The 23,023-nt window shown below is 61.7% G+C and carries 23 protein-coding genes and 1 pseudogene; 11 read left to right on the forward strand and 13 right to left on the reverse strand.

Translation table 11 applies throughout. The features are described 5' to 3' along the window. Window positions 1–6: 6 nt before the first annotated feature. Window positions 7–405: a hypothetical protein gene (locus tag J3O30_RS12330; protein WP_207580626.1), complete on the forward strand. Its 399-nt coding sequence runs from the start codon at window positions 7–9 to the stop codon at window positions 403–405. Between the two features lie 26 nt (window positions 406–431). On the opposite strand, the gene J3O30_RS12335 is transcribed toward J3O30_RS12330, so the two are convergent. Continuing rightward, the gene (locus J3O30_RS12335) at window positions 432–689 is read right to left on the reverse strand and encodes a DUF1127 domain-containing protein (RefSeq protein ID WP_207580627.1); all 258 of its coding nucleotides are present in this window, start codon (window positions 687–689) and stop codon (window positions 432–434) included. An 81-nt stretch (window positions 690–770) separates the two neighbouring features. On the opposite strand from J3O30_RS12335, the gene J3O30_RS12340 reads away from it, so the two are divergent. From J3O30_RS12340 to J3O30_RS12355, 4 genes and pseudogenes are all read left to right on the forward strand, one after another. Continuing rightward, a complete protein-coding gene (locus J3O30_RS12340) occupies window positions 771–2,189 on the forward strand; it encodes a PLP-dependent aminotransferase family protein (RefSeq protein WP_207580628.1) in 1,419 nt (472 codons plus the stop codon). A 121-nt stretch (window positions 2,190–2,310) separates the two neighbouring features. Beyond that, window positions 2,311–2,887: pseudogene (locus J3O30_RS12345) on the forward strand (acyloxyacyl hydrolase). Window positions 2,888–3,008: 121 nt separating this feature from the next. Next, complete coding sequence (gene purL, locus J3O30_RS12350; RefSeq protein WP_207580629.1) at window positions 3,009–5,240, forward strand: phosphoribosylformylglycinamidine synthase subunit PurL; 2,232 nt, start codon at window positions 3,009–3,011, stop codon at window positions 5,238–5,240. A gap of 19 nt (window positions 5,241–5,259) precedes the next feature. Next, on the forward strand, window positions 5,260–5,493 hold the full coding sequence (locus J3O30_RS12355) for a BolA family transcriptional regulator (protein ID WP_003586236.1): 234 nt from the start codon (window positions 5,260–5,262) through the stop codon (window positions 5,491–5,493). A 214-nt stretch (window positions 5,494–5,707) separates the two neighbouring features. Here J3O30_RS12355 and J3O30_RS12360 read toward each other — a convergent pair whose 3' ends face one another. From J3O30_RS12360 to J3O30_RS12370, 3 genes are all read right to left on the reverse strand, one after another. Continuing rightward, on the reverse strand, window positions 5,708–6,178 hold the full coding sequence (locus tag J3O30_RS12360) for an SRPBCC domain-containing protein (RefSeq protein WP_207580630.1): 471 nt from the start codon (window positions 6,176–6,178) through the stop codon (window positions 5,708–5,710). 1 nt (window position 6,179) lies between these two features. Next, window positions 6,180–6,506: a metalloregulator ArsR/SmtB family transcription factor gene (locus tag J3O30_RS12365; RefSeq protein WP_246762665.1), complete on the reverse strand. Its 327-nt coding sequence runs from the start codon at window positions 6,504–6,506 to the stop codon at window positions 6,180–6,182. Between the two features lie 237 nt (window positions 6,507–6,743). Further along, entirely contained in the window at window positions 6,744–8,000 is a 1,257-nt protein-coding gene (locus J3O30_RS12370) for a hypothetical protein (protein WP_207580631.1), read from the reverse strand. A 166-nt stretch (window positions 8,001–8,166) separates the two neighbouring features. Here J3O30_RS12370 and J3O30_RS12375 point away from each other — a divergent pair, with 166 nt between their 5' ends. From J3O30_RS12375 to J3O30_RS12400, 6 genes are all read left to right on the forward strand, one after another. Continuing rightward, a complete protein-coding gene (locus J3O30_RS12375; RefSeq protein WP_207580632.1) occupies window positions 8,167–8,415 on the forward strand; it encodes a hypothetical protein in 249 nt (82 codons plus the stop codon). 161 nt (window positions 8,416–8,576) lie between these two features. Then, window positions 8,577–9,398: a c-type cytochrome gene (locus J3O30_RS12380; protein WP_207580633.1), complete on the forward strand. Its 822-nt coding sequence runs from the start codon at window positions 8,577–8,579 to the stop codon at window positions 9,396–9,398. 144 nt (window positions 9,399–9,542) lie between these two features. Beyond that, window positions 9,543–9,878 carry a Grx4 family monothiol glutaredoxin gene (gene grxD / locus J3O30_RS12385; RefSeq protein WP_207580634.1) on the forward strand — a complete coding sequence of 112 codons (336 nt, stop codon included), beginning with the start codon at window positions 9,543–9,545 and terminating at the stop codon, window positions 9,876–9,878. Window positions 9,879–10,016: 138 nt separating this feature from the next. Beyond that, window positions 10,017–11,222 (forward strand): multidrug effflux MFS transporter, encoded by a 1,206-nt coding sequence (locus J3O30_RS12390; RefSeq protein WP_207584316.1) that lies wholly within the window; start codon window positions 10,017–10,019, stop codon window positions 11,220–11,222. A 35-nt stretch (window positions 11,223–11,257) separates the two neighbouring features. After that, the gene (locus J3O30_RS12395; protein ID WP_207580635.1) at window positions 11,258–12,538 is read left to right on the forward strand and encodes a multidrug effflux MFS transporter; all 1,281 of its coding nucleotides are present in this window, start codon (window positions 11,258–11,260) and stop codon (window positions 12,536–12,538) included. Window positions 12,539–12,577: 39 nt separating this feature from the next. Beyond that, window positions 12,578–13,051 (forward strand): GNAT family N-acetyltransferase, encoded by a 474-nt coding sequence (locus J3O30_RS12400; RefSeq protein ID WP_207580636.1) that lies wholly within the window; start codon window positions 12,578–12,580, stop codon window positions 13,049–13,051. A 44-nt stretch (window positions 13,052–13,095) separates the two neighbouring features. Here the strand turns inward: J3O30_RS12400 and J3O30_RS12405 are convergent, their stop codons facing one another. The 9 genes from J3O30_RS12405 to J3O30_RS12445 form a co-directional block, all read right to left on the reverse strand. Further along, window positions 13,096–13,920, reverse strand: a complete 825-nt coding sequence (locus J3O30_RS12405) for an inositol monophosphatase family protein (protein WP_207580637.1) — start codon at window positions 13,918–13,920, stop codon at window positions 13,096–13,098. Window positions 13,921–13,961: 41 nt separating this feature from the next. Continuing rightward, window positions 13,962–14,789, reverse strand: coding sequence for an inositol monophosphatase family protein (locus tag J3O30_RS12410; protein WP_207580638.1), 828 nt, complete (start codon window positions 14,787–14,789; stop codon window positions 13,962–13,964). 117 nt (window positions 14,790–14,906) lie between these two features. Continuing rightward, window positions 14,907–15,809, reverse strand: coding sequence for a tRNA 2-thiocytidine(32) synthetase TtcA (gene ttcA, locus J3O30_RS12415; RefSeq protein ID WP_207580639.1), 903 nt, complete (start codon window positions 15,807–15,809; stop codon window positions 14,907–14,909). A 57-nt stretch (window positions 15,810–15,866) separates the two neighbouring features. After that, window positions 15,867–16,796, reverse strand: a complete 930-nt coding sequence (locus tag J3O30_RS12420) for a glutaminase (RefSeq protein ID WP_207580640.1) — start codon at window positions 16,794–16,796, stop codon at window positions 15,867–15,869. 72 nt (window positions 16,797–16,868) lie between these two features. Beyond that, window positions 16,869–17,486 (reverse strand): 30S ribosomal protein S4, encoded by a 618-nt coding sequence (rpsD, locus tag J3O30_RS12425; RefSeq protein WP_007629312.1) that lies wholly within the window; start codon window positions 17,484–17,486, stop codon window positions 16,869–16,871. Window positions 17,487–17,710: 224 nt separating this feature from the next. After that, a complete protein-coding gene (locus J3O30_RS12430) occupies window positions 17,711–19,222 on the reverse strand; it encodes an ATP-binding protein (RefSeq protein ID WP_207580641.1) in 1,512 nt (503 codons plus the stop codon). Between the two features lie 128 nt (window positions 19,223–19,350). Beyond that, on the reverse strand, window positions 19,351–20,151 hold the full coding sequence (gene murI / locus J3O30_RS12435) for a glutamate racemase (RefSeq protein WP_207580642.1): 801 nt from the start codon (window positions 20,149–20,151) through the stop codon (window positions 19,351–19,353). Next, the gene (locus J3O30_RS12440; RefSeq protein ID WP_207580643.1) at window positions 20,132–20,962 is read right to left on the reverse strand and encodes an RNA methyltransferase; all 831 of its coding nucleotides are present in this window, start codon (window positions 20,960–20,962) and stop codon (window positions 20,132–20,134) included. The genes murI and J3O30_RS12440 overlap by 20 nt, the downstream gene beginning before the upstream one ends. Before the next feature lie 4 nt (window positions 20,963–20,966). Then, window positions 20,967–23,006 (reverse strand): FUSC family protein, encoded by a 2,040-nt coding sequence (locus tag J3O30_RS12445; protein ID WP_207580644.1) that lies wholly within the window; start codon window positions 23,004–23,006, stop codon window positions 20,967–20,969. Between the last annotated feature and the right edge of the window lie 17 nt (window positions 23,007–23,023).

The raw sequence follows: 23,023 nt of genomic DNA on the forward strand, positions 1-23,023 counted from the left end.
AGATCGATGCGCCCTCGCCATTCTGTCGCTAACGCTGCCCTGCTCGCCACTCTCGCAGCCATGGTCGCAGCCTGCCAGACGCCGGCGCCGACGACGGGTCCGAACCGCGCCGCGCTGCCGACGATGGAACGCGTTGCGCTCGCCGCCAATGCCTGCTGGTTCAAGTCGGGCGATCCGGCTTTTGCTGCGTACAAGCTTGCGCCGGAACTTAATTCCTTCTCCGGCCGCCCGCGCATTCTGGTCGTCCACAAGGGCAGCCCGGAAAGCCGGCCGCTGCTCGTCGTTCAGGCCGAGGGAAGCCCGTCGCGCCTCCAGGCCTTCGGTCCGATGATGTCGGAGCCGGTCGCCGGCCGTATCGCCGCCGACGTCAATCGCTGGTCCGGTGGCAATAAGGCCTGCAGCTGACCGCTGCGATCAGCGCCCAGGCTCGATCAATCCCAGAAGAACGACTTGCCGACTTCGCGCGCGGCATCGGACTGCGACACGCCGATATCCTTGAGTTCGCTCGCCGTCAGATTTCTCAGTGCCCGGCGGCCTTCCCGCTTCTGATTCCAAAAAAGAATCGCCGCCCAGATCCGCCCCAAACGTGTCGTCGCCTCGGCAGGCGCGTCGGGCAGGACGATCTGTCTCCTATCGTCGTAAGAGACAATCGGTACAATCGGCATTTTGATCTCAAGCAAGGCAGACATTCCAGAAATCCTCTCGGTTGTCCGTTGGAATTGACTCTTAATCTTGACAGGGACAATGTGACAATATAGGTAATTGTCACCATGACAAATTGGCTTCCCGATCTCTCCCGCGGTTCCGGTCCGGTCTATCTCCGGCTTGCCGACAGCATCGAAACTGCCATCGCCAGCGGCGCCCTGCCCGCCGGCAGCAAATTGCCGCCGCAACGCAACCTCGCTTACGATATCGGGGTGACCATCGGCACGATCGGCCGCGCCTATGCATTGGTGCACGAGCGCGGCCTGGTCGCAGGCGAGGTCGGGCGCGGCACTTATGTGCTGAACCGTTCAGAAACCCAGCCTGGGGAACAGACCGACCCGCTGACTGTCTCGCTTGGCGGCACCCGCGTCCAGGACGCGCCTGCAGACAAGATCCGCTTTGATACCACTGCCGCCCCGGACCTTGGCCAGGGAAAGATCATATCCGGCATCCTCGCCGAAATCGGTGAGCAGCATCTCGCCGAGATTTCATCCTATTCCCGCACTTTTCCGCGCAACTGGTTTGAAGCCGGCCGCCTCTGGCTTGCCCGCGGCGGCTGGACGCCGGAGGCCGAAAACATCGTGCCGACACTCGGCGCTCATGCGGCGGCGATCGCCGTCATCGCCGCCGTCTCGGCGCCGGGCGACAAGATCGTCTTTGAGGATCTCACTTACACCCAGGTCAGCCGCAGCGCCCGCCTTCTCGGCCGCCGCACGCTGACTGTCGAGTCCGATGAACTCGGCGTGATCCCGGACGATTTCGAGCGGCTCTGCCAGCAGCAGCATCCGAAGATCGCCTTCCTGATGCCGACCGTCCACAATCCCACCGTGGCGATCATGCCCTACGAGCGGCGCGCGGCAATCGCCGCAATCGCCAGGAAACACGGCGTTTGGCTGATCGAAGACGATCTCTACGGCGGCATGGCCGACGATGAGACGCCACTGCTCGCCTCGCTTGCCCCCGATCGAACGTTCCTCGTCAACGGCTTGTCGAAATCGGTGGCCGCTGGTGTGCGCGGCGGCTGGGTCGCATGCCCGCCACATTTTGCCCAGCGCATCCGGGTGACGCACAAGATGATCACCGGTGGTCTGCCCTTCATCCTGGCGGAGACCTGCGCGCGCCTCGTTGAAAGCGGTATCGCCCACGAGATCCGCAAGCAGAGCGTCGAGGAACTCTCCCGGCGCGTCCGGCTTGCCCGGGAGCAATTGCAGGGCTTCGATTTCACGTCGCACCTGCACGCGCCCTTCCTCTGGCTGAAATTGCCGGAGCCCTGGATGTCGGGCACCTTCAAGAATGCCGCCTTCCGAGACGGCGTGCTCGTCGACGACGAGGACGAGTTCAAGGCAGCCCGCGGGGAGAAATCCTATCATCGCGTTCGCATCGGTTTTTCCTCGCCGAAGACGGGGCAGGAACTGATCTCCGGCCTGATGATCCTGCGCCGGCTGCTGGAAAATGGCGGTTCCGCCTATGACGGTGAAATATGACGTGTTGCAGATACACGTCATAATTTAGAAAAACGCCAGAGCCTGTTCACAGCGCTTCACTGACTCAACCTCCATGTTACCTCTTTGTTATTCGCGCCTAACGCGAATCAAAGGACAGGATATGAGGGTCGGCTTCGGAAGAATCGCGTTGGTTTTTTGAGTGCCGCGTCAGCAGCAGCGGTAACCCGAACCTTGATGGCAGGTTCGGCAAATGCCGGCGAGCAGATATTCGATGAACTGCGTTTTGGGGTTTCGACCTCGGTGCAATCGGGCCATTCCAGGGAAGACGGCGTCTTTCCTGAGATTACCGCTCTCTTCGATCCTTTCGGATCTGACACGGCCGTCGGCTGGCAGCAGCAGTTGTTACACCCCCGTGTCCATCTCGGCACCTCGATCGGCACGTCGGGCGAGGTCCCCCAATTCTTCACAGGTTTCGCCTGGACGGTCAATTTCAACGAGAAGCTCTTTGCAGAAGCCGGCTTCGGCGGCGTTATCCATACGGCGATCTCAAGGGCAATGGCGATGGCCCGGAACTCGGCTGTCGCGTTCTGTTCCGCGAATATGCCGGCGCCGGCTACCGTTTCAATCCTCACTGGAACCTGATGGCCCAGATCGCCCACTCCTCGCATGCCAATCTCTGCGACGGCCCGAACGACGGCGTGACACGCGCCGGCCGGCAGGTCGGCTACAAGTTCTGACTGGTTTGACCCCTTGTGGGAAAAGCCTGCCCGCCCTCTGTTGACGGCAAGCTTTTTTCTGTCGCGCGTCGCCGCTACATAAGCTAAAGACAGCGCAAAACGCGCCAGGGACTTTCCGCTCATGACCATTCCAAACACCATGCCGATCACGCCGGAACTCATTGCAAGCCATGGCCTGAAACCGGACGAGTACCAGCGCATTCTCGATCTGATCGGCCGCGAACCGACTTTTACCGAACTCGGTATCTTCTCGGCCATGTGGAATGAGCACTGCTCCTACAAATCCTCGAAGAAGTGGCTGCGCACGTTGCCGACCACGGGGCCGCGCGTCATCCAGGGCCCGGGCGAAAATGCCGGCGTGGTCGATATCGATGATGGCGATTGCGTCGTCTTCAAGATGGAGAGCCACAACCACCCCTCCTATATCGAACCCTATCAGGGGGCCGCGACCGGCGTTGGCGGCATCCTGCGCGACGTCTTCACCATGGGTGCGCGCCCGATCGCCGCCATGAACGCGTTGCGCTTCGGCGAGCCGGATCACCCGAAGACCCGCCATCTGGTCTCCGGCGTCGTCTCCGGCGTCGGCGGCTACGGCAATTCCTTCGGCGTGCCGACCGTCGGCGGCGAAGTCGAGTTCGATGCCCGCTATAACGGTAACATCCTCGTCAACGCCTTTGCCGCCGGCATCGCCAAATCCAACGCCATTTTCCTGTCCGAGGCCAAGGGCGTCGGCCTTCCGGTCGTCTATCTCGGCGCCAAGACCGGCCGCGACGGCGTCGGCGGCGCGACGATGGCATCGGCCGAATTCGACGAATCGATCGAGGAAAAGCGCCCGACCGTTCAGGTCGGCGACCCCTTCACCGAAAAGTGCCTGCTCGAAGCCTGCCTTGAGCTGATGCAGACCGGCGCGGTCATCGCCATCCAGGACATGGGTGCGGCCGGCCTCACCTGCTCGGCCGTCGAAATGGGCGCCAAGGGCGATCTCGGCATCCTGCTCGAGCTCGACAAGGTGCCGGTGCGCGAAGAGATGATGACCGCCTACGAGATGATGCTGTCGGAAAGCCAGGAGCGCATGCTCATGGTGCTACAGCCGGAGAAGGAAGCGGAAGCCAAGGCGATCTTTGTCAAATGGGGCCTCGACTTTGCCATCGTCGGTAAAACGACAGACGACCTGCGCTTCCGCGTCATGCATCAGGGCGAGGAAGTCGCCAATCTGCCGATCAAGGATCTCGGCGACCAGGCGCCGGAATATGACCGCCCCTGGCGCGAATCCGGCAAGCAGGCTCCCCTGCCCGCTAATCTCGTCGCAGCCCCTGAGGATTACGGCCAGGCGCTGCTCCAGCTTGTCGGCTCCGCCAATCAGTCGAGCCGCCGCTGGGTCTACGAGCAGTACGACACGCTGATCCAGGGCAATTCGCTGCAGCTTCCGGGCGGCGATGCCGGTGTCGTGCGCGTCGACGGCCACCCGAGCAAGGCGCTCGCCTTCTCCTCCGACGTCACCCCGCGTTATGTCGAGGCCGATCCCTTCGAAGGCGGCAAGCAGGCAGTCGCCGAGTGCTGGCGCAACATCACCGCGACGGGTGCCGAGCCGCTCGCCGCCACCGACAATCTCAATTTTGGCAACCCCGAAAAGCCCGAAATCATGGGCCAGTTCGTCGAAGCGGTGAAGGGCATTGGCGAAGCCTGCCGCGCGCTCGACTTCCCGATCGTCTCAGGTAACGTCTCGCTCTACAACGAGACCAACGGCGTCGCCATCCTGCCGACCCCGACAATTGCGGGCGTCGGCCTGCTGCCGGATTGGCGCCAGATGACCCGCATCGGCTCCGCCAATGACGGCGACAAGGTGATCATGATCGGCGTCGACGGCAGCCACCTCGGCCAGTCGGTCTACCTCCGCGATGTGCTCGCCAGCCGCGAAGGTCCGGCACCCGAAGTGGATCTGTTTGCCGAGCGGCGCAACGGCGATTTTGTCCGCTCCGTCATCCGCAACGGCCAGGCGACCGCCTGCCACGATATTTCGTCGGGCGGCCTTGCTGTGGCGCTCGCCGAAATGGCCATGGCATCGAACAAGGGCCTGATGATCGATCTCGACGAAGGCAAAGGCGCGCCGCATGCGCTGCTCTTCGGCGAAGACCAGGCTCGCTACATCTTGACGGTGCCTGCCGACGTGGCAAATTTCGTCTGCGCCAATGCAGAAGGCGCCGGCGTTCCTTTCCGCCGCCTCGGCACGGTCGGCGGGACGGCGCTCGTCGTCGGCGATCTGATCGCGCTGCCGATTCAGCAATTGCGCGATGCCCATGAATCGTGGTTCCCTGATTTCATGGAAGGCCGCGGCGAACTCGCCGCGGAATGATGCGCAAGGAGTAACGATCATGGCCATGAAACCCGGCGATATCGAAGACATGATCAAGGCTGGGATTCCCGGTGCCAAGGTGACGATCCGCGATCTGGCGGGCGACGGCGATCATTACGCCGCCGAAGTCGTCGCCGAAGTCTTCCGCGGCAAGAGCCGCGTGCAGCAGCACCAGATGGTCTACGAGGCGCTGAAGGGCAATATGGGCGGCGTGTTGCACGCGCTGGCGCTGCAGACCTCCGCGCCGGAATAGGCTCGTCCTGTGGATAAACGACGCCTGGCGCTTGGGTCTAACCCCTAACTTAAATGTGGCATCCAAGTAGATATTAATGCCGAATCCCGTGCGGCGTGAACGTTTCGCGTGGTTTATCTTGCTGGAAAAATCTTCATGAAGCACTCTGCGCACTCACCCGTCGCGGAATGCTTGTTTTCGCGACGTCGCAAAATCCAGTCGCAAAACTGCCGCCTTAATTGGAAATTTTGCTACGCCTGTCTTGAATATCACCGGCTAAATAGCTCTCCAGCCCATCCAGCAGCGCTCTCCAGCCGTGTTCTCGCCCTTCAGCGCCGTCGCTCGGCGGGATGACGCATAACTGTTCCACGTAAGTCAGCTTCGTCCCGCCGCCATGGTCGGAGAACAGCACGGTCGCCAGCGACACCGTATGGATACGACCATTGAGGGCCATCGAATAGGCAAACACAATCCTCTTGGATTCCTTGATCTCGAAATAGTGCGTCTGGTTGGTGTGGGTTCCCATGTCCGTGACAAAGCTGCTGCGCTCGGCTCCTCCCTCGCGAAAGTCGCATTCCGCCAGTCCTTCACCGAACCATACTTTCTTCTTTTCGGGAATCGCCCACGCCGCCCAGACGTGATCCACGCAATTGGAAAAAACGCGTTCGATGGTAATCGATCTGTGCTCTTGTTCTGTTTTTGTCACTTTACTGCTCCTGATTTAGGAAGTTGCCAAGTCTGTCGAAACGTTCCTCAAGCCGGGCGCGGTGTTGACGGACCCAATGTTCCACCCGCATCAGCGAGTCTGGTACGAGGCTAACCGTTCTCACTCGCCCGGATTTGCTTGACGCGATGACGCCCGCGTTTTCGAGTACGCGGAGGTGCTTCAGGAACGAGGGGCCTGCCATATCGAACGGCCGCGACAGATCGGTCACCGAGGCAGGTCCATCCAAGAGCCTTTCGACGACTGCGAGCCGGGTCGGGTCGGACAAAGCCCCGAAAATCTTCGGGAAGCTCACTTCATAGGTATCCATATGGCTATCTTTACGGAGAGCTGATGGATCGGTCAAGATAGATATCCATACGGCTACCTTTTTTTGACTGGGCACGCGCTTTGAGCAAGGGGTATGAAGCTTGTTCGCACTTGTTTGTCGCAAGATTTCTAACTTCCGCGACAAACGGCCGGCACTGAACTTTCCTGTCAATGTCGCAAGAAACCGCTCGCAAAAGTGGGAGTTTCGCGACAGGGATTTGCGACGGGGTTGGGGCGCTCAGCCGGGCATTCGCTTTTCATCGGGGCTGGCGAAGACCGATGCCGGCATCGGCCCTGATGTCATCAGCGTGAAATCGAAGGGCGCCTTCAGGTCCGGCCCGAGCACATATTGCCGGTGGACGCGCAGCTGGTCCTTGCGGATCTTGCGATAGTGTTTGCGCGTCAGCATCTGCTTGACGCGGATCAGGATCATTTTTGCCTCAGGTGCATCCCCATGGCCACACACGGAAACGACGGGCACCTTGTAGAAATTGATCGAGTCCGTCAGACACTGCACGTCGAGCCAGGAAATGTCCTCGCACCGGGCAATCAGCCCGACGCGGGCACGCAGCTGCGTTGCCGATGACAGCAGCGCGCATTGCAGGATGGCGCTGCCGAGGGTCGCAAACACCACGCGCTTGCCCTTGAAGATCTCCGGCTCCCTTTCCAGCAATATGCCGATGACATGGGCGGCGACGTTCGACCCCATGCTGTGCGAGGAGATCACATATTCGTCCGCCTCTTGCGCCAGCGCCTTGCGCACGGCAGCCGCCCGGTCTTCCAGCCAGTCGTTGAAATCCGTCCGGTCCATGCGGCCGAGCGCCACCGCCATTTTCCAATCGGCAAACAGATGCAGCGTATGGAAGCGTTCGGAAAACGGCAGGAAGGCGAAGATGAAGAAGCAGAGCGCGAGCGGCCCGCTCCACAGCATGTGCCACGGCGAAAAGCCGAGACCATAGGGCAGCACAGCGATTTGCACCGTCAGCGCAATCGCCAGCGCCGTCAGCATGAACGGAAAGAGGAAGAATAGGCCGAAGCGCCAGGCATGGCGGAAATATCCCCGCATGCCGCCTTCCAATATGATCTGGGCGCAACTGCGGAAACCCGTAATGATCTGGCTCAGCGTATTGCCGCCGCGCAGCCGGCTTACCAGCGCGTCGTGATCGACCATGTGGATCCAGCTCTTCGTCTGCCAGCCAGGAGAACCAGTGCCTGCCTCGGGCGCCGTGCCGGCTGCCTCGGGCGCCGTGCCGGCTGCCTCAGGCGCCGCGTCAGCGGCTGCCTCGGGCGCCGCGTCAGCGGCTGCCCCGCTGCCCGTCGTGACCTCGAAACTGAGGGGATCGCTTCCCGCTGCGGGCGCCCCCACCTCAACTGAATAGCCCCAGACGGCAGCACTCTGCTTGGCAGAACGTTCGTAACGCGCCCTGTGGGCGGCGCCGTCAAGCGGCTCAAATCCGGCGAAGTGTAGGACGACCCGCTTTTCGATCAGTTTCATTCCACCTTCCGGCCGGGCGAATGGCCGGCATGTTGCTTGTGATCCTCGCTGCTTTGCCGCTGATATCGGCAAAAAAGCAGCTCCGGCCTCGAAGCCGTCTTGCTAACGGAACTCTTCCGGAATTCAATAGCACCCATGTCGTTTCCACCACGAACGGAGGGGTTTTGTGGCCGATCTCGTCAAAGAATTGATATCAGGCGTCGTCGATAGCGTGCTGAAGGAAATCCTCAAGAAAACCACCGGCCGCGCCACGACGAAGCGCAAGAAGAGTAAAACGCGCGGCGCGTCGACGACGGCTGCAGCGCGCAAGCCAGCCTCGACCGCCCGCAAGACGGCGACGACACGCAAGCCCGCCCGCAAACAGGTGAGCAAGCGCCGCACTGCCGCCGGCCGCAGCCGCCAGCGCAGCAGCTAATGCATGTTGCCCGGAAGTGTGCAGCGGTTCCGGGATAACGACATGCATAAAAACAAAGGACTAAAGCGCGTCGCATGAATCAAGTTTGATGCGACGTGCTTTAGTGCCCGGTGCCTTCGCGGGCACCGATCTTGCAGATTTTTTTGGGGGGGCCTGAGCCAGTGAAACGTATTTTGAAAATTGTCCTCGCGGCCGTTGTCGCGATCTGTCTCATCGCCGTCGCCGGCGTCTACGCCCTGTCGGAGATGCGCCTTTCCAGAACCTACGATATCGCGGCCTCCGATTTTGCCGTCAAGACGACGCTGTCCCCGGAAGAGGCCGAACGCCGCGCCCGCACGCTGATGTGCGGCGGCTGCCATCACGATGCCGGCAACGTGCTGATCGACGAGCCCGGCGTCGGTCGCATCGTCGCGCCGAACCTGACCCGCCTAGTGCCCATGTACAGCGATGCCGAGCTCGTGCGTCTCATTCGCCACGGCGTCAAGAAGGACGGCACCGGCGTCTTGATCATGCCGGCTGGTAATTTCGCCAATATTACTGACGACGACATGGCAGCACTTATCGCCTGGCTTCGCACCCTGAAGCAACTTCCCGACGCCGTGGCGGGAGGAACACAATGGGGGCCGCTCGGCCGAGTGGGCCTGGCGCTCGACAAGATCCCCTTCGAGGCAGATCTGGTGCTTGCCGTCATCGCCCCCGCCGCCACGCGCCCGGCCGATATCGGTGAATATGCCTTTAGGACCGATTGCAGCCACTGCCACAATCTCGATACGGCGAAACAGTCCGAAGCCTTTCTTGCCCCGGCGCTGAAGCCCCTGGCACAATCCTATTCGGCTGCCGATTTCAAGAACCTGCTGCGCACCGGAAAGGGTGTCGGAGGCCGTGACCTCGGCGTGATGACCCAGGTTTCGCAGTGGGATTTCAAATATTTCACCGATACTGAAATCGAACAGATTCAGGCTTATCTCACCCACCAACCGTAACGTGCCAGCAACAGCCCCGGAGAGGCCTGCGATAATTGGTCTTTTTTTGGTTTGGGCGGCTGGAATTCCTGCTGCCGCATGCTATCTAAAGACAACGATTGAAACGGCGGGCCTTTAACCCGCCTGTTGAAAGGATTTGGTTCTATGAGCGGCATTAACGAATTCATCGCCAACGAAATCAAGAGCAACGACGTCGTCCTCTTCATGAAGGGCACGCCGCAGTTTCCGCAGTGCGGTTTCTCCGGGCAGGTCGTGCAGATGCTCGATTACATCGGCGTCGACTACAAAGGCGTCAACGTGCTCGCCGATTCGGAGATCCGCCAAGGTATCAAGGAATATTCCAACTGGCCGACGATCCCGCAGCTTTACATAAAGGGTGAGTTCGTCGGCGGCTGTGACATCGTCCGGGAAATGTTCCAGGCCGGTGAGTTGCAGCAGCATCTCCAGGAAAACGGCATCACCGTGCGCGGCGCCGCCTGATCGGTCACCGGGCGTCCGCCCGGTTTCCAAATCTGTAATCTTGAGTCCGAGGCGCTGCGGCTAGCAGCGCCTTAGCCTGTTTATGGGAATTTCATTGTGACAGATTCATCACAAGCCGTGTCCGCGGGCCGCCTGCCCATGGGCAAGCGAGAATTTATCGCGCTCGCCGCCTTCCTGATGGCCGTCAACTCTCTGGCGATCGATATCATGCTGCCGGCCTTGCAGCAGATCGGCGCGAGCCTCGGCGTCGAGAGCGAAAATCATCGCCAATTCGTCGTCTCCACCTATCTGCTCGGTTTCGGCTGTGCCCAGCTGTTCTACGGGCCGCTGTCTGACCGTTTCGGCCGCCGTACGCCGCTCTTGATCGGTCTCGTCATCTACATTCTCTCCGCCATCAGTATCGTCTTCGTCCCCACCTTCGCCGGCTTGCTCGCCCTGCGCTTTGTCCAGGGCGTCGGTTCGGCGGCAACCCGCGTCATCACAGTCTCCATTGTCCGCGATATCTATGGCGGCCGGCAGATGGCCGAAGTCATGTCGCTGATCATGATGGTCTTCATGATCGTGCCGGTGATTGCGCCCGGCACCGGCCAGATCGTCATGTTCTTCGGCAACTGGCATCTGATCTTCCTCTTCATCGCCGCCATGGCGACTGGTATCGCCGTCTGGGCCTATCTCCGTCTGCCGGAAACCCTGCACCCCACCAATGTCCGCCCCTTCACCGCCCGCTCGATCTTCGGCGCCTTCAAGCTGGTGCTGACCAATCGCACGGCGCTTTGCTACACCATCGCCAGCACCTTCATCTTCGGCGCGCTGTTCGGCTTCATCAATTCCGCCCAGCAAGTCTATGTCGGCATTTACGATCTCGGCGTCTATTTCCCCTTCGCCTTCGCCGGCGTGGCGATCTTCATGTCGCTGTCGTCCTTCTTCAATTCGCGCTTCGTCGGCAAACTCGGCATGCGCCGCCTGTCGCACGGCTCGCTCATCGGCTTCATCGCCATCAACACCATCTGGCTGATCGTCCAGATGGTGAGTTCCGAGCCGATGCCCTTTGCTCTGTTCATCTCCTTCTTCGGCCTTGCCATGTTCCAGTTCGGCTGGATCGGCTCGAACTTCAATTCGCTCGCCATGGAGCCGCTCGGCCACGTCGCCGGCACCGCCTCCTCCGTGCTCGGTTTCATGAGCACGGTCGGCGGCGCCCTGATCGGTGCCGGCATCGGTCAGGCCTTCGACGGCACCGCATTGCCGATGGTCGCGGGTTACTTTTTCGTGTCGATCATCGGCCTCGTCTTCGTGCTGATCGCCGAGAAGGGCCGCCTCTTCCAACAGCAGAACCCGGCCGTCTGAACGGCCGGCCTCCTCCGCATCCGGGATTTCACCACATGACGCTGCCGCATAAGCCGCACCAGGAAAACCAGGGCTCCCGCCGCATCGGGATGGGCTTTGGCGAATTCGTGGTCACCATCGCCCTCATGACCGCCAGCGTCGCCATGGCGATCGACAGCATGCTGCCGGCATTGCCCAATATCGGCCATTCCCTCGGCGTCACCAATCCCAACGACGCGCAGCTGATCATCGGCGTGTTCTTCCTGGGCTTCGGCGTCTCGCAGATATTCTTCGGCAGCCTTTCGGATACGTTCGGCCGCCGAAACATCCTGCTCGGCGGCCTGGTTTGCTACGTCTTCGGAATGCTGGCCGCCGCAGCGACAGGCAGCTTCGAAATGCTGCTCATCATGCGTTTCGTCCAGGGTATCGGCGGTGCGGCCGTGCGCATCACCACCATGGCCATGGTGCGCGACTGCTTCGGCGGCCGCGAGATGGCCCGTGTCATGTCCTATGTGATGATCGTCTTCATGATCGTGCCGATCGTTGCCCCATCCGTCGGCCAACTCATCATCCTCTACGCCAATTGGCACTGGATCTTCATCCTGCTCGGCATCATCGCCATGATCCTGTTCGTCTGGGCTTTTCTGCGGCTGAAAGAATCGCTGCCGCCGGAAGAGCGGTTGCCGCTGTCGGTTGGCTCTGTCGTCGACGGCTTCAAGACCGTGCTCACCAACCGCATCACCTGCGGCTACATGATCGGTCTCACCATGTTTACCGGCGTCATCAGCGCTTACGTGATCTCGGTGCAGCAGGTGTTCGGCGAGGTTTATGGCCTTGGCGACTGGCTGCCAATTGCTTTTGCCGCGACCGCCGGCGGCATCGCTGTGGCCAATTTCGCCAACGGATTCTTCGTCCGCAAATTCGGCATGCGCCGCATCTCGCACGCCGCCCTGCTGATCTTCACGGCGCTCTCGGCCGCAGGCTTCTTCTATTCGCTGGCCGGCAAGCCGGATTTCGCCATCGCCTACGGCATCTTTACTATCGTGCTGATGATGTTTGCCGTGATCGCCACCAATTTCACCGCCATCAGCCTCGAGCCGATGGGCAATCTCGCCGGCACCGCCACCGCGATCACTGGCTTCGTCTCGACGACAGCAGGCGCCATCCTCGGCGGCCTGGTCGGCCAGATGTTCAACGGCACGGTGCAACCGCTCTTCGGCGGCTTCGCGCTCTTTGGCGCAGTCACGATCGCGGCCACGCTCTGGGCGGAGAACGGCAAACTCTTCACGCATCCTGGAGATAGCCCGCAGCTGGATCCAGGTGCTGCCCACTTCTGACACCGAAAACGATTGGCGGCAGTGCGCGAAGGCATCCCAGTGAACGACCGAATTCTGATCAGGCCCTACACGCCAGGCGACGTGGACGCTACAATTGACATTTTCCTGCGCGCCATTCGAGAAGTCTCGTCGAAGGACTATTCACCGGCTGAGATCGAGGCCTGGGCAAAGGTGGAAGACTGCAGCCAATGGGCGGAGCGAAGGATCAGCAGGCCTGCCTGGATCGCGGAATTTGACGGAAAGCCGGCAGGATTTTCGGATCTGACTGGCGACGGCTGCCTGGACATGATGTTCGTGCACCCCGACTTTCAGGGGCTCGGCATCGCAAGCCGTCTGTTGAGAAGGGTCGAGGATGAAGCGCTGAGGCTCGGCTTTGGCCGAATCTACACGGAAGCCAGCCGAACGGCCAGACCGTTCTTCGAGCGCAAAGGCTTCTGGGTGGTTACAAAGCAGATCGTCGCGAAACGCGGCCAAAGCCTGGAGAACTTCCTCATGGAGAAGCTCTATGGATAATTTTCGGCAAGTAGAACGAATGCCGCAGCGGACATTTCATGCCTTCAGACGGTGAACACCTCACGCCGCAGCACCTCCCACGAGGCCTTGTCAGGGGCAATCAGCAGCCCACCATCAAGATGATGCGGCAGGTAGGGCGAGCCGTCGAGACGCGCCGCATGGGCACCTGCCTCCTGCGAGATCAGCGTGCCGGCCAGGTGATCCCAGGGCATCAGCTTGTTGTACATCAGGTAATGCACATGGCCGCCGGCAAAGGTGCGGTATTCGTGAGCGGCACAGCGGTAATTGGTGAGGAAGCGCACTTTGGCGAGATTGCCGAGCACATCGGCCCGCTTCTCCTGCGGCAGGTAACCGGTCGAGGCCATGCCGACCATCTGCGCCAGCGCGACAGGCTCGGCCACGCGCAGCCGCTGCGCCTCGCCATCCGGCCGGCGCAGCCAGGCGCCGCTGCCCTTTTCCGCCATCACCCAGTCGTCGCCCATCGGATCGTAGATGATGCCGGCAATGGTCTCGCCGCCTGATATGACGGCGGCCATGACGCCGAAGGCCGGGATGCCGGAGGCGAAATTGAACGTGCCGTCGACCGGATCGACGACGATCGCCAGATCAGCATCGGCAAGCCTGCCGAGCAGCGCCGGGTCGGCCGCGACCGATTCCTCGCCGACGAACAGCGCCTCCGGCCAGAGCTGTGCGGCTTCCGTCTTGATCATCCGCTCGGCCTGCTCGTCGGCCTCGGTGACGAGATCGGTCGCCTCGCTCTTGGCGCGCACCTCATCCTGGCGGAGCCGGCGGAAGCGCGGCAGGATCTCCGCCTTCGCCGCGCGGCGCAGCAGGTCGGCAAGAACGGTCACGTCGACAGTCACAGTCATGTCAAATCCTTTCGGTCCGGCTTTTTAGGAGGGGCCTTAGATCAGTTGCCGATGATCTCGCGCCGGATCAGCTGCCAGCTGTCCTTATCGGGTGCAGAAATGATGCCGCCCGTGGTCTCGCCGGGGCGATAGGGCGTGCCGTCGAATTTCGCCGTATGGCCGCCGGCCTCCTGATGCGCGAGCACGCCGGCCAGGTGATCCCAAGGCATAAGCTTCGCATGGCCGATGAAATGCAGCTTGCCGGAGGCGACCATCCAATATTCATGGGCCGAGCAATTGAAGGCGAAGGTCATTTTGATCTTCGCCATGTTGGCTGAGATGCGCGAGCGATCCGGATCCTCCATATGCCCCCACGAAATGCCGCCGACCATCTGGTTCAAGGAAGCGGGTTCAGCCACTTTCAACTTTGTCGACTGCCCATCCTGCCGCGTCAGGAAGGCGCCCGCGCCCTTGATCGCCGTCACGGTGTCGCCGAGAACGGGATCGTGAATGATGCCGGCGACGGTTTCACCCCTGACAGTCACCGCAAGGATCGTCCCGAAGACCGGAAGCCCGGCGGCGAAATTGAACGTGCCGTCGACAGGGTCGATAACGAAGGCAAGTTCGGCATCGGCAAGTGCCGGCACGACGGACCGGTCAGCGTCATAGGCTTCCTCACCGACGATGAGCGCTGCGGGAAAGCGCTCTTTCAGCGCCGCGGTAATCCTGTGTTCGGCAAGCAGGTCCGCCTGCGTCACCAGATCGGTTGCCGAGGTCTTTTCCGAAACATCGTCAGCACCGAGATTGCGGAAACGCGGCATGATTTCTGCACGCGCAGCCTCCCTGACACAATCGCCGAGAAAGAGAATATCCTGATCTGAAATGGTCATGCGAAATCCTGTACTTCATCCAATAGCCAGTCTGCATAGCCGGCCGTTCATGAAGGATCGGTGACACCACTTCATAATTCCTCAAATCGGAACCGATTTAAGGAATTATGCAGCAATTCAAAGTGTTACAGCGTCCCCTTGCGCGTCTGAAAAGACGCGCGACGCTGTAAGGGCGGAAAAGTCGAAGAGTTTTGGATCGAGCAGGTGCGACGGGTTCACATGTGAAAGCGCCCGCAGCATCGTATCCTTACGCCCCGGCATGCGCCGCTCGATATCGGCGAGCATATCCTTCATCGCATTGCGCTGCAGCCCGTCCTGCGAACCGCAGAGATCGCAGGGAATGATCGGAAACTGCATGGCGGCGGCAAATTTCGCGAGGTCGTCCTCGGCGGCATAGGCGAGCGGCCGAAGCACCATCAGATCGCCTTCATCGTTCAGAAGCTTCGCCGGCATAGAGGCAAGCCGTCCACCGTGGAAGAAGTTCATGAAGAAGGTTTCGAGAATGTCCTCGCGATGGTGGCCGAGCACCAATGCGTCGCAGCCCTCTTCGCGCGCGACGCGATAAAGATTGCCGCGGCGCAGCCGCGAACAGAGCGAGCAATAGGTCGCCCCTTCCGGCACCTTCTCCTTCACGATCGAATAGGTATCCCGATACTCGATCCGATGCCGCACGCCGATTTTGGTCAGATAATCCGGCAATACATGTTTTGGAAAGTTCGGCTGCCCCTGGTCGAGATTGCAGGCAATGAGCTCGACCGGCAGCAGGCCGCGCCACTTGAGATCAAGCAGTAGCGCCAGCAGACCGTAGGAGTCCTTGCCGCCGGAAAGGCCGACCAGCCAGCGTCTCTGCCCATTCAGCATATCGAAATCGTCGAAGGCCTGGCGCACCTGCCTGAGCAGCCGCTTGCGCAGCTTGTTGAAGGAGACCGAGCGCGGCGCATCGGCAAAAAGCGCATGGCCGACGCCGCCGTCGGCTTCGCCGCTTTCCAGATCATCCGCAATATTGGCTGCGATATTCATTGCGTCGTCCTATCGAGATCTGTCTGCCTTAGCAGAAACGAGTTCGGTAACACAGCGTCAATCGCCAAAAACCGACCAGCCGGTGCGCGCCGCGAGCATTTCCAGCGCCACGGCGCCGAGCTGCGAATTGCCGACCTTGTTCAGCCCCGGCGACCAGACCGCGATCGAGGCAATGCCCGGCGCCACCGCGAAGATGCCGCCGCCGACGCCGCTCTTTCCGGGCAGGCCGACATGATAGGCAAAGTCGCCAGAGCCATCGTAATGGCCGCAGGTCAGCATCAGCGCATTGATACGCCGTGCCCGCTTCGGCGAGACCACCGAGTGGCCGGTCACCGGATTGCTGCCGCGCGCCGCCAGGAACAGGCCGGCGCGGGCCAGCTGCTCGCAGCTCATCGACAGGGCGCATTGATGGAAATAGACGCCGAGCACATGGTCGACGGGATGGTCGAGATTGCGGTAGGCGCGCATGAAGTTGGCAAGCGCGACATTGCGATACCCCGTCTGCGTTTCCGAGCGGGCCACCCTGTCGTCGATGCTGATCGACTCGTCATCGGCGAGATAACGCACGAAGCGCAGCAACTCGCCGATTGCCTCGCGCGGCGCATGGCCGGCCATGACGACGTCGCTGACGGCGATCGCGCCGGCATTGATGAAGGGATTGCGCGGGATGCCGCCCTCGTGCTCGAGCTGGACGATCGAGTTGAAAGCCGATCCGGAAGGTTCGCGCCCGACGCGCTTCCAGAGCCCCTCACCGACCTTGCCGAGCGCCAGCGTCAGCATGAAGACCTTCGATATGCTCTGGATCGAGAAGGCGGTATCGGCGTCGCCGACGCGATAGACCTTGCCGTCGACGGTGACGATCGCCATGCCGAACTGCCTCGGATCGACCTTGGCAAGCTCCGGAATATAGTCGGCGACCTTGCCCTCGCCGATGCGCGGCAGGATATCGCTATAGATACTATCGAGGGTCGCCTGCAAATCCGCCATCGCTTCTCTCCAGATAACAAAAAAGCCGCCCGAAGGAGCGGCTTTTCCATATGCGAAAACGCCTGGTTTTGATTAACGCGAATAAAATTCGACGACCAGTTGCGGTTCCATGATGACCGGGAACGGAACGTCGCTGAGCGTCGGGACACGGCCGAAGGTGGCGACCATCTTGTGGTGATCGGCCTCGATATAATCAGGAACGTCGCGCTCGGCGAGGCTGACGGCTTCCAGAACCGTCACCATCTGCTTCGACTTTTCGCGAACTTCGATGACGTCGCCGGCCTTGCAGCGGTAGGAACCGATGTTGACGCGCACACCGTTGACGGTGACGTGGCCATGGTTGACGAACTGACGGGCAGCAAACACCGTCGGAACGAACTTGGCGCGATAGACGATCGCGTCGAGACGCGATTCCAACAGGCCGATCAGGTTTTCCGAGGTATCGCCCTTGCGGCGGTCGGCTTCGGCGAAGATCGCGCGGAACTGCTTCTCGCGCAGGTCACCGTAGTAGCCCTTGAGCTTCTGCTTGGCGCGCAGCTGCACACCGAAGTCCGAAAGCTTGCCCTTGCGGCGCTGGCCGTGCTGGCCCGGGCCGTATTCGCGGCGGTTCACCGGGGACTTAGGACGGCCCCAGATGTTTTCGCCCATACGGCGGTCGATTTTGTACTTGGACGATTCGCGCTTGCTCATCGCATTTCCTTTCAAAGGTTTCTGTCGGTTTGTTGCCAAACCGCGCGAAGGAAACACGCCCTCCTCTGAACTCTTGCGAGATCTGACAGGATGTTCCGGTTAGCGAACAGGAACGATCCACGGGACATGTCAAATGAAACACCGGACATTGCTGCCCGGTGCTTGGGGCGGTCTTTAGAGGGCCGTCATGAAATTGTCAACAGCGGCAAAGCCCGAAAGCGCCACTATTCCGCCGCCAGCGGCTGATCGCCTGTATCGGGCGCGTTGGCGTCGCCCGGCGCCGTCTGGCAGTTCATATCCGGGAACGCGACAATACGCCTGCCGGAAAAATCCGTGTGCACGACAATGCTGCCCTGCTCCTCGAAATAGCCGAGCAGGCGGCGGGCGCGGCGGGCGGAATGGGTACCGTAGGCGCGGGCGATGCGCGCGTCCGACGGGCACGGCTCGCCGCGGACGGCCGCCCTGGCGAGCATCAGGAAAACGCCCTGCAGGTCGTCGGTGACATTAGTTGACAGCGACAGCGCCGTTGCCCAGGCATCGCTCGCAGCCGTTTCCGCATCGACGCCGGAGCGCGAGATTGCCACACGCCGACGGAAATCCGGCAGCGCGATCGGCGGTCCCGGCACGCGGCGCATCCGCAGCCGGACGAGAAAATCCTGGTAGAGCACCGAATCGGTGCGGAAAGCAGAGGTGGGATCGTCGAGTATTTCGGCAAGCACGCCGGCAAGGCGCTCCTCCCGCTCCTCGGCGGAGACCTCTATTTGGCTCGCCCTCGCCTCGGCCGGCGCTGCGGATGCCGCCGGCGTCGAGCGCGAGAGTTCAGCGAGAATGTCGGTCGTTGGCCGCGGCGCCGGCGGGGCGCGGCGCACCGGCGGACGGAGAAACTCCTCCGGATCGGGCGTGAAGATCAGATCCTCGACATCCTGGGGCGCATCCGGCAGCGGCATCAGCTTCGGGCTGGAAGAGCGCGCCGAGGTTTCCACCGCGCCGATCTGGATCGGCAGCGGCCGGCGCGAAAGCGCCGGTCCAAGCGCAACGAAATTGCCGCGCTTCAGGTCCCGGAACATCTCGGCCTGGCGCCGGTCCATGCCGAGCAGGTCGGCGGCGCGCGCCATATCGATATCGAGAAAGGTGCGGCCCATCAGGAAGTTGGAGGCTTCGGCTGCGACGTTCTTGGCGAGCTTGGCGAGCCGCTGTGTCGCGATGACGCCGGCAAGCCCGCGCTTGCGGCCGCGGCACATCAGGTTGGTCATTGCCCCGAGCGACATTTTGCGCGCATCTTCCGAGACGTCGCCGCCGACCGACGGTGCAAACATCTGCGCCTCGTCGACGACGACGAGAACCGGATACCAGTATTCGCGATCGGCATCGAACATGCCGTTGAGAAAGGCTGCGGCCGCCCGCATCTGCTGTTCGATGTCGAGACCTTCGAGCGTCAACACGCAGGAAACGCGATGCTGGCGGATGCGGTTAGCAATGCCGGCCAATTCCGCCTCGGTGCGCTCGCCATCGACGACGACATGGCCGAACCTGTCGCTGAGCGTGACGAAATCACCCTCAGGATCGATGATGACCTGCTGCACCCATTGCGCCGATTGTTCGAGCAGGCGGCGCAACAGATGCGACTTGCCCGATCCGGAATTGCCCTGCACCAACAGACGGGTCGCCAGCAGCTCCTCGATATCGAGCGTCGCCGGGCTGCCGGACGCCAATCCCATATCGATGCCAACCTGCAATGCTGATCCTCGCGACGAAGAGACTCACATGAACGAAACACCATTCTTCCGAAACGGCTGCGCCCCGTCTATCAAAGAATGCGCTTATTTTCAGGGCCAGATTTCGCCAACCCACAAGACAATTCCCCTCACGCCCTCAACCCAAAACCCTGCATTAGCCGCCGCGTCGCAAAATCCTGCTGGCCGGAGGTGAAGACGGCGAAGTCGAAATTGTCGGGATGTACGGCATCGGCGATCAGCGGCACCAGCGTGCGGGCGCGGCGCGCGATCGCCTCGGCCGGATCGAGCCAGTCGACCGGCCACGGCGCAAGCCGCCGGAACAGATTGGCCATGAATGGATAATGCGTGCAGGCAAGCACGACGATATCGGTCTTGTGACCGTCCTTCTCGACGAAGCATTGGTCGATTTCGGCAAGCACGGCCTCGTCGGAGACGGCGTCGCCGCGAATATAGGCTTCTGCCATCCGCGCCAGGTTCTCTGAGCCGACGAGGCGGACGTGGCATTGCTGCGCGAAGGACTGGATGAGATCGCGCGTATAGGCCCGCTTCACCGTGCCCGGCGTCGCAAGCACCGAGACCAGGCCCGAGCGCGTACGCTCCGCCGCCGGCTTGATCGCCGGCACGGTGCCGATGAAGGTCATCTGAGGATAGGCGGCGCGCAGATCGGCGCCGACCAGCGTGAAGGCCGTATTACACGCAATGATGCAGACCTCGGGATCGTGATCCGTCAACAGCTTGCCGAAAAGCCCGACAACCCGTTCCTTCAGCGCCTGTTCCTCCCAGCCGCCATAGGGAAAGCCGGCATCGTCGGCGACATAGATGAAGCCGCGTTCCGGCATCAGCACGCGTGCCTCCCGCAGGACGGTCAGCCCCCCGATGCCGGAATCGAAGACGAGGATCGGTTTCAGCTCATGCGTCGGTGCTGTCATCAGGCGGTGTTTCCTTGGCCGCTATCGGGAACCGGCCGCCGCGCGGGCTCTTGCGCGAAAAACGGTCGAGGGAGGAGATGACGCCGCGCAACACGCTGATTTCCTGCTCCGTGAAAGCCCGGCGAGATAGGACTGCACGCAGATTGTCGATCATTTTCGGCTTTTTCCCGGCAGGATGGAAATATCCCCTGGCATCGAGCGCCTCTTCCAGCTGGTCGAACAGGCCAAAGAGCTGCTCCTTGGTCGAGGGCGTCTGTCCCATCGCCTGGAAGGGCACGGCACCGATATCGCCCATACCGGATTTCATCCATTCATAGGACATCAGCAGCACGGCCTGGGCGATATTCAACGAGGCAAAGGCCGGGTTGACAGGAAAGGTGACGATCTCGTCGGCAAGCGCCACTTCCTCGTTGGTCAGCCCCCAGCGCTCGCGCCCAAAGAGGATGCCGGTGCCCTCGCCCGCCCGGAACCTCGCCCGCAGTGTTTCGGCCGCGGTGACCGGCGAGCGGACCGGCTTGAAGCCGTCGCGCTCACGCGCCGTCGTCGCATAGACGAAGTTAAGGTCGGCGACCGCCTGCTCCAGCGTGTCGTAGACCTTGGTCGCCGCGATCACATGATCGGCCTTGGAAGCGGTCGCTTGCGCCTTCTCGTTCGGCCAGCCGTCGCGCGGATTGACGAGACGCAGTTCGGCAAGACCGAAATTCGCCATGGCGCGCGCCACCATGCCGATATTCTCACCCATCTGCGGCTCGACCAGAATGATGGCCGGCCCTTCGGCCAGAAGTTGACGCTCGCTGTTCGTGCCTGCCATGGTCCTATCCCTGTTTCGAGCGCGCAATAGCCTCGCCCGGCGCAAACGGCAAGACGTCGGCCTGCGGATAGAGCCTTTCCAACGCCGAACCGATCATTTCAAGCCCCAGCCTGGCACCCGCGCGCGACAGCGGCAGATGCCGGCCTGTCGTTCGCGATATCTTGCGCTTGATCAGAAAACAGTTCGAACCACGCGGGGCTACCGTATCGATCATCGCCAGCTCCGCCGCGATTACGCTCTTCAGAGTGTCGTCAGCTGCCGGCGCGTCGCAGCTCTTCGCCAGGATGCGCGTCCAGTAGGTGCAGGACAGGAAGATCGCCAGTGTCTGGCGGATCTGGCCCGGCCGGGTCACCACCGACCAGGACGAGCCGAGCGGCCGTGCTGTCACCGTCACATCCCGGTAGCAGGCATCGATCTTCTGCGACAGAGCGATCAGCTCGAAGCCGCTCTTACCCTCGCCGATCGCGCCAAGCAGCTCACGCAGCGCTTGGAACCAGCGGGCGAGTGCGGCATCGAGTGCGCCGCGTGTGCGCGTGGGGAAGACGAGGAAGGCGACCGCCGTTCCGGCCGCCGCGCCGATCATGGTCTCGCCGATGCGCAGCTTCAATAGATCGAGCGTCAGCACACCGGTCATGCCGTAGACCAGGCAGAGCACGATCGAGATGAAGAAGGTCATCGTCGCGTAGGAAACCTGCAGGAAATAGAAGGCGAGGAAGATACAGACGACAGCAACCGGAATGGCGATATCAGACTCGCCTGAAAGCAGCGTTGCCAGCACAAGGCCGATCGCGATCCCGAACACGGTACCGAGGGAGCGCGACAATGCCCTCATCGCCGTATCGCCGCGCGAATTGGTGTTGGTGAAAACGAGGAAGGAAGCAAGCACCGCCCAGAACCAGCGTTCGCGCGACAAGAGCAGGCCGAAGCTCATGGCGATTGCCGAGGCGACCGTAATCTGCAGCGCCAAGCGCAGCAGCGGGTTGGCGAATGAAAAATCGATCGGCTGGGATTGCGCCGTGTCGCTGACCGTATCGATGCCGGAAAAACCGCGGGCCTGTCCCTCGTCGATCGCCTGCGTCAGTTGCTGCCGCGCCTCGCCGAGCCAGAGAAGCGCCCTCACCGTTTCGCCTTGCGGCTGGTCCCTGATCGTTTCGGCCATTCCCTCAAATCTTAGAAGTTCCGATTTGTCGGCCTCGATCACGGCGTGAATGAGCGCGAATGGCGGTGGGCTCTGGAAGCTCAGCACGATCGCGCTCTCGGCGGCAAGATGCGCATCGAAGAGCCGGATCGCCAGTTCGGCGGCGGGGTCGGCGGCACCGTCGAAGACGCCTGCCGGCGGGCGCGGGATGAAGGTCTCCGCCATCAGCACCACCTCCTTCAGCCGGTCTTCCAGCTGGCGCAGTTCCTGCCGATCGGCTTCGCCAATCTCTGCACTCCCGGCAAGGGCGGCGAGTTTGAAGAGAATCTGGTTGATCCGGCCGCGCACGCTTTCGAGCGAGCGCAGCAGGTCGCGCCGCCAGTCGTCGGGCAGCAGCACCGCCCTCACCAGATGGCCGACCAGCACCGCAACGACGGGACCGATCGCCACCGCCGGCAGATCGACTAGCGAAGGCCGGAAATAGGCGCCCATGAAATAGGAGGTGAAGGCGAACATGCCGATCGCAAAACCGCGCGGCCCGAACACGCGACCCGCAGATGCAAGCGCGATCACCACCAGGAAGACGAGATCGGAGAGAAAACGGCGATCCTCGAGCCCGGCCGCAATACCGACAACGGCTAGGCTTACCACACAACCGAAGAGCCTCGTCACCAGCTGGCGCGCATTGCCCTTGTCGCGAACGGCGATCCCGCCTTCGATCGACAGTACGATCCCGAGGCCGAAAGCCGCGGTCGGCAGCGGCAGGATGAGAGCCCTGATGGCAAGCAGGATCAAAAACGAAAGGACGATCGTCAGCGTCACCCGCGATGCCATGCGCAGGCGCGAAAGCGCCGGATCGTTGGCAAGCACCCAGTCGCGGAACTGAAACCCGGAAAACAAATGCAAGAGCCCCCATGCCACGG

It is taken from the genome of Rhizobium sp. NZLR1, assembly GCF_017357385.1.
Classification (GTDB): Bacteria; Pseudomonadota; Alphaproteobacteria; order Rhizobiales; family Rhizobiaceae; genus Rhizobium.

Coding starts and splice junctions, on each gene's coding strand:
- J3O30_RS12330 (WP_207580626.1), top strand. CDS start 7: ATGCGCCCTCGCCATTCTGTCGCTAACGCTGCCCTGCTCGCCACTCTC.
- J3O30_RS12335 (WP_207580627.1), bottom strand. CDS start 689: ATGTCTGCCTTGCTTGAGATCAAAATGCCGATTGTACCGATTGTCTCT.
- J3O30_RS12340 (WP_207580628.1), top strand. CDS start 771: ATGACAAATTGGCTTCCCGATCTCTCCCGCGGTTCCGGTCCGGTCTAT.
- purL (WP_207580629.1), top strand. CDS start 3,009: ATGACCATTCCAAACACCATGCCGATCACGCCGGAACTCATTGCAAGC.
- J3O30_RS12355 (WP_003586236.1), top strand. CDS start 5,260: ATGGCCATGAAACCCGGCGATATCGAAGACATGATCAAGGCTGGGATT.
- J3O30_RS12365 (WP_246762665.1), bottom strand. CDS start 6,506: ATGGATACCTATGAAGTGAGCTTCCCGAAGATTTTCGGGGCTTTGTCC.
- J3O30_RS12370 (WP_207580631.1), bottom strand. CDS start 8,000: ATGAAACTGATCGAAAAGCGGGTCGTCCTACACTTCGCCGGATTTGAG.
- grxD (WP_207580634.1), top strand. CDS start 9,543: ATGAGCGGCATTAACGAATTCATCGCCAACGAAATCAAGAGCAACGAC.
- J3O30_RS12390 (WP_207584316.1), top strand. CDS start 10,017: ATGGGCAAGCGAGAATTTATCGCGCTCGCCGCCTTCCTGATGGCCGTC.
- J3O30_RS12395 (WP_207580635.1), top strand. CDS start 11,258: ATGACGCTGCCGCATAAGCCGCACCAGGAAAACCAGGGCTCCCGCCGC.
- J3O30_RS12405 (WP_207580637.1), bottom strand. CDS start 13,920: ATGACTGTGACTGTCGACGTGACCGTTCTTGCCGACCTGCTGCGCCGC.
- J3O30_RS12410 (WP_207580638.1), bottom strand. CDS start 14,789: ATGACCATTTCAGATCAGGATATTCTCTTTCTCGGCGATTGTGTCAGG.
- ttcA (WP_207580639.1), bottom strand. CDS start 15,809: ATGAATATCGCAGCCAATATTGCGGATGATCTGGAAAGCGGCGAAGCC.
- J3O30_RS12420 (WP_207580640.1), bottom strand. CDS start 16,796: ATGGCGGATTTGCAGGCGACCCTCGATAGTATCTATAGCGATATCCTG.
- rpsD (WP_007629312.1), bottom strand. CDS start 17,486: ATGAGCAAGCGCGAATCGTCCAAGTACAAAATCGACCGCCGTATGGGC.
- murI (WP_207580642.1), bottom strand. CDS start 20,151: ATGACAGCACCGACGCATGAGCTGAAACCGATCCTCGTCTTCGATTCC.
- J3O30_RS12440 (WP_207580643.1), bottom strand. CDS start 20,962: ATGGCAGGCACGAACAGCGAGCGTCAACTTCTGGCCGAAGGGCCGGCC.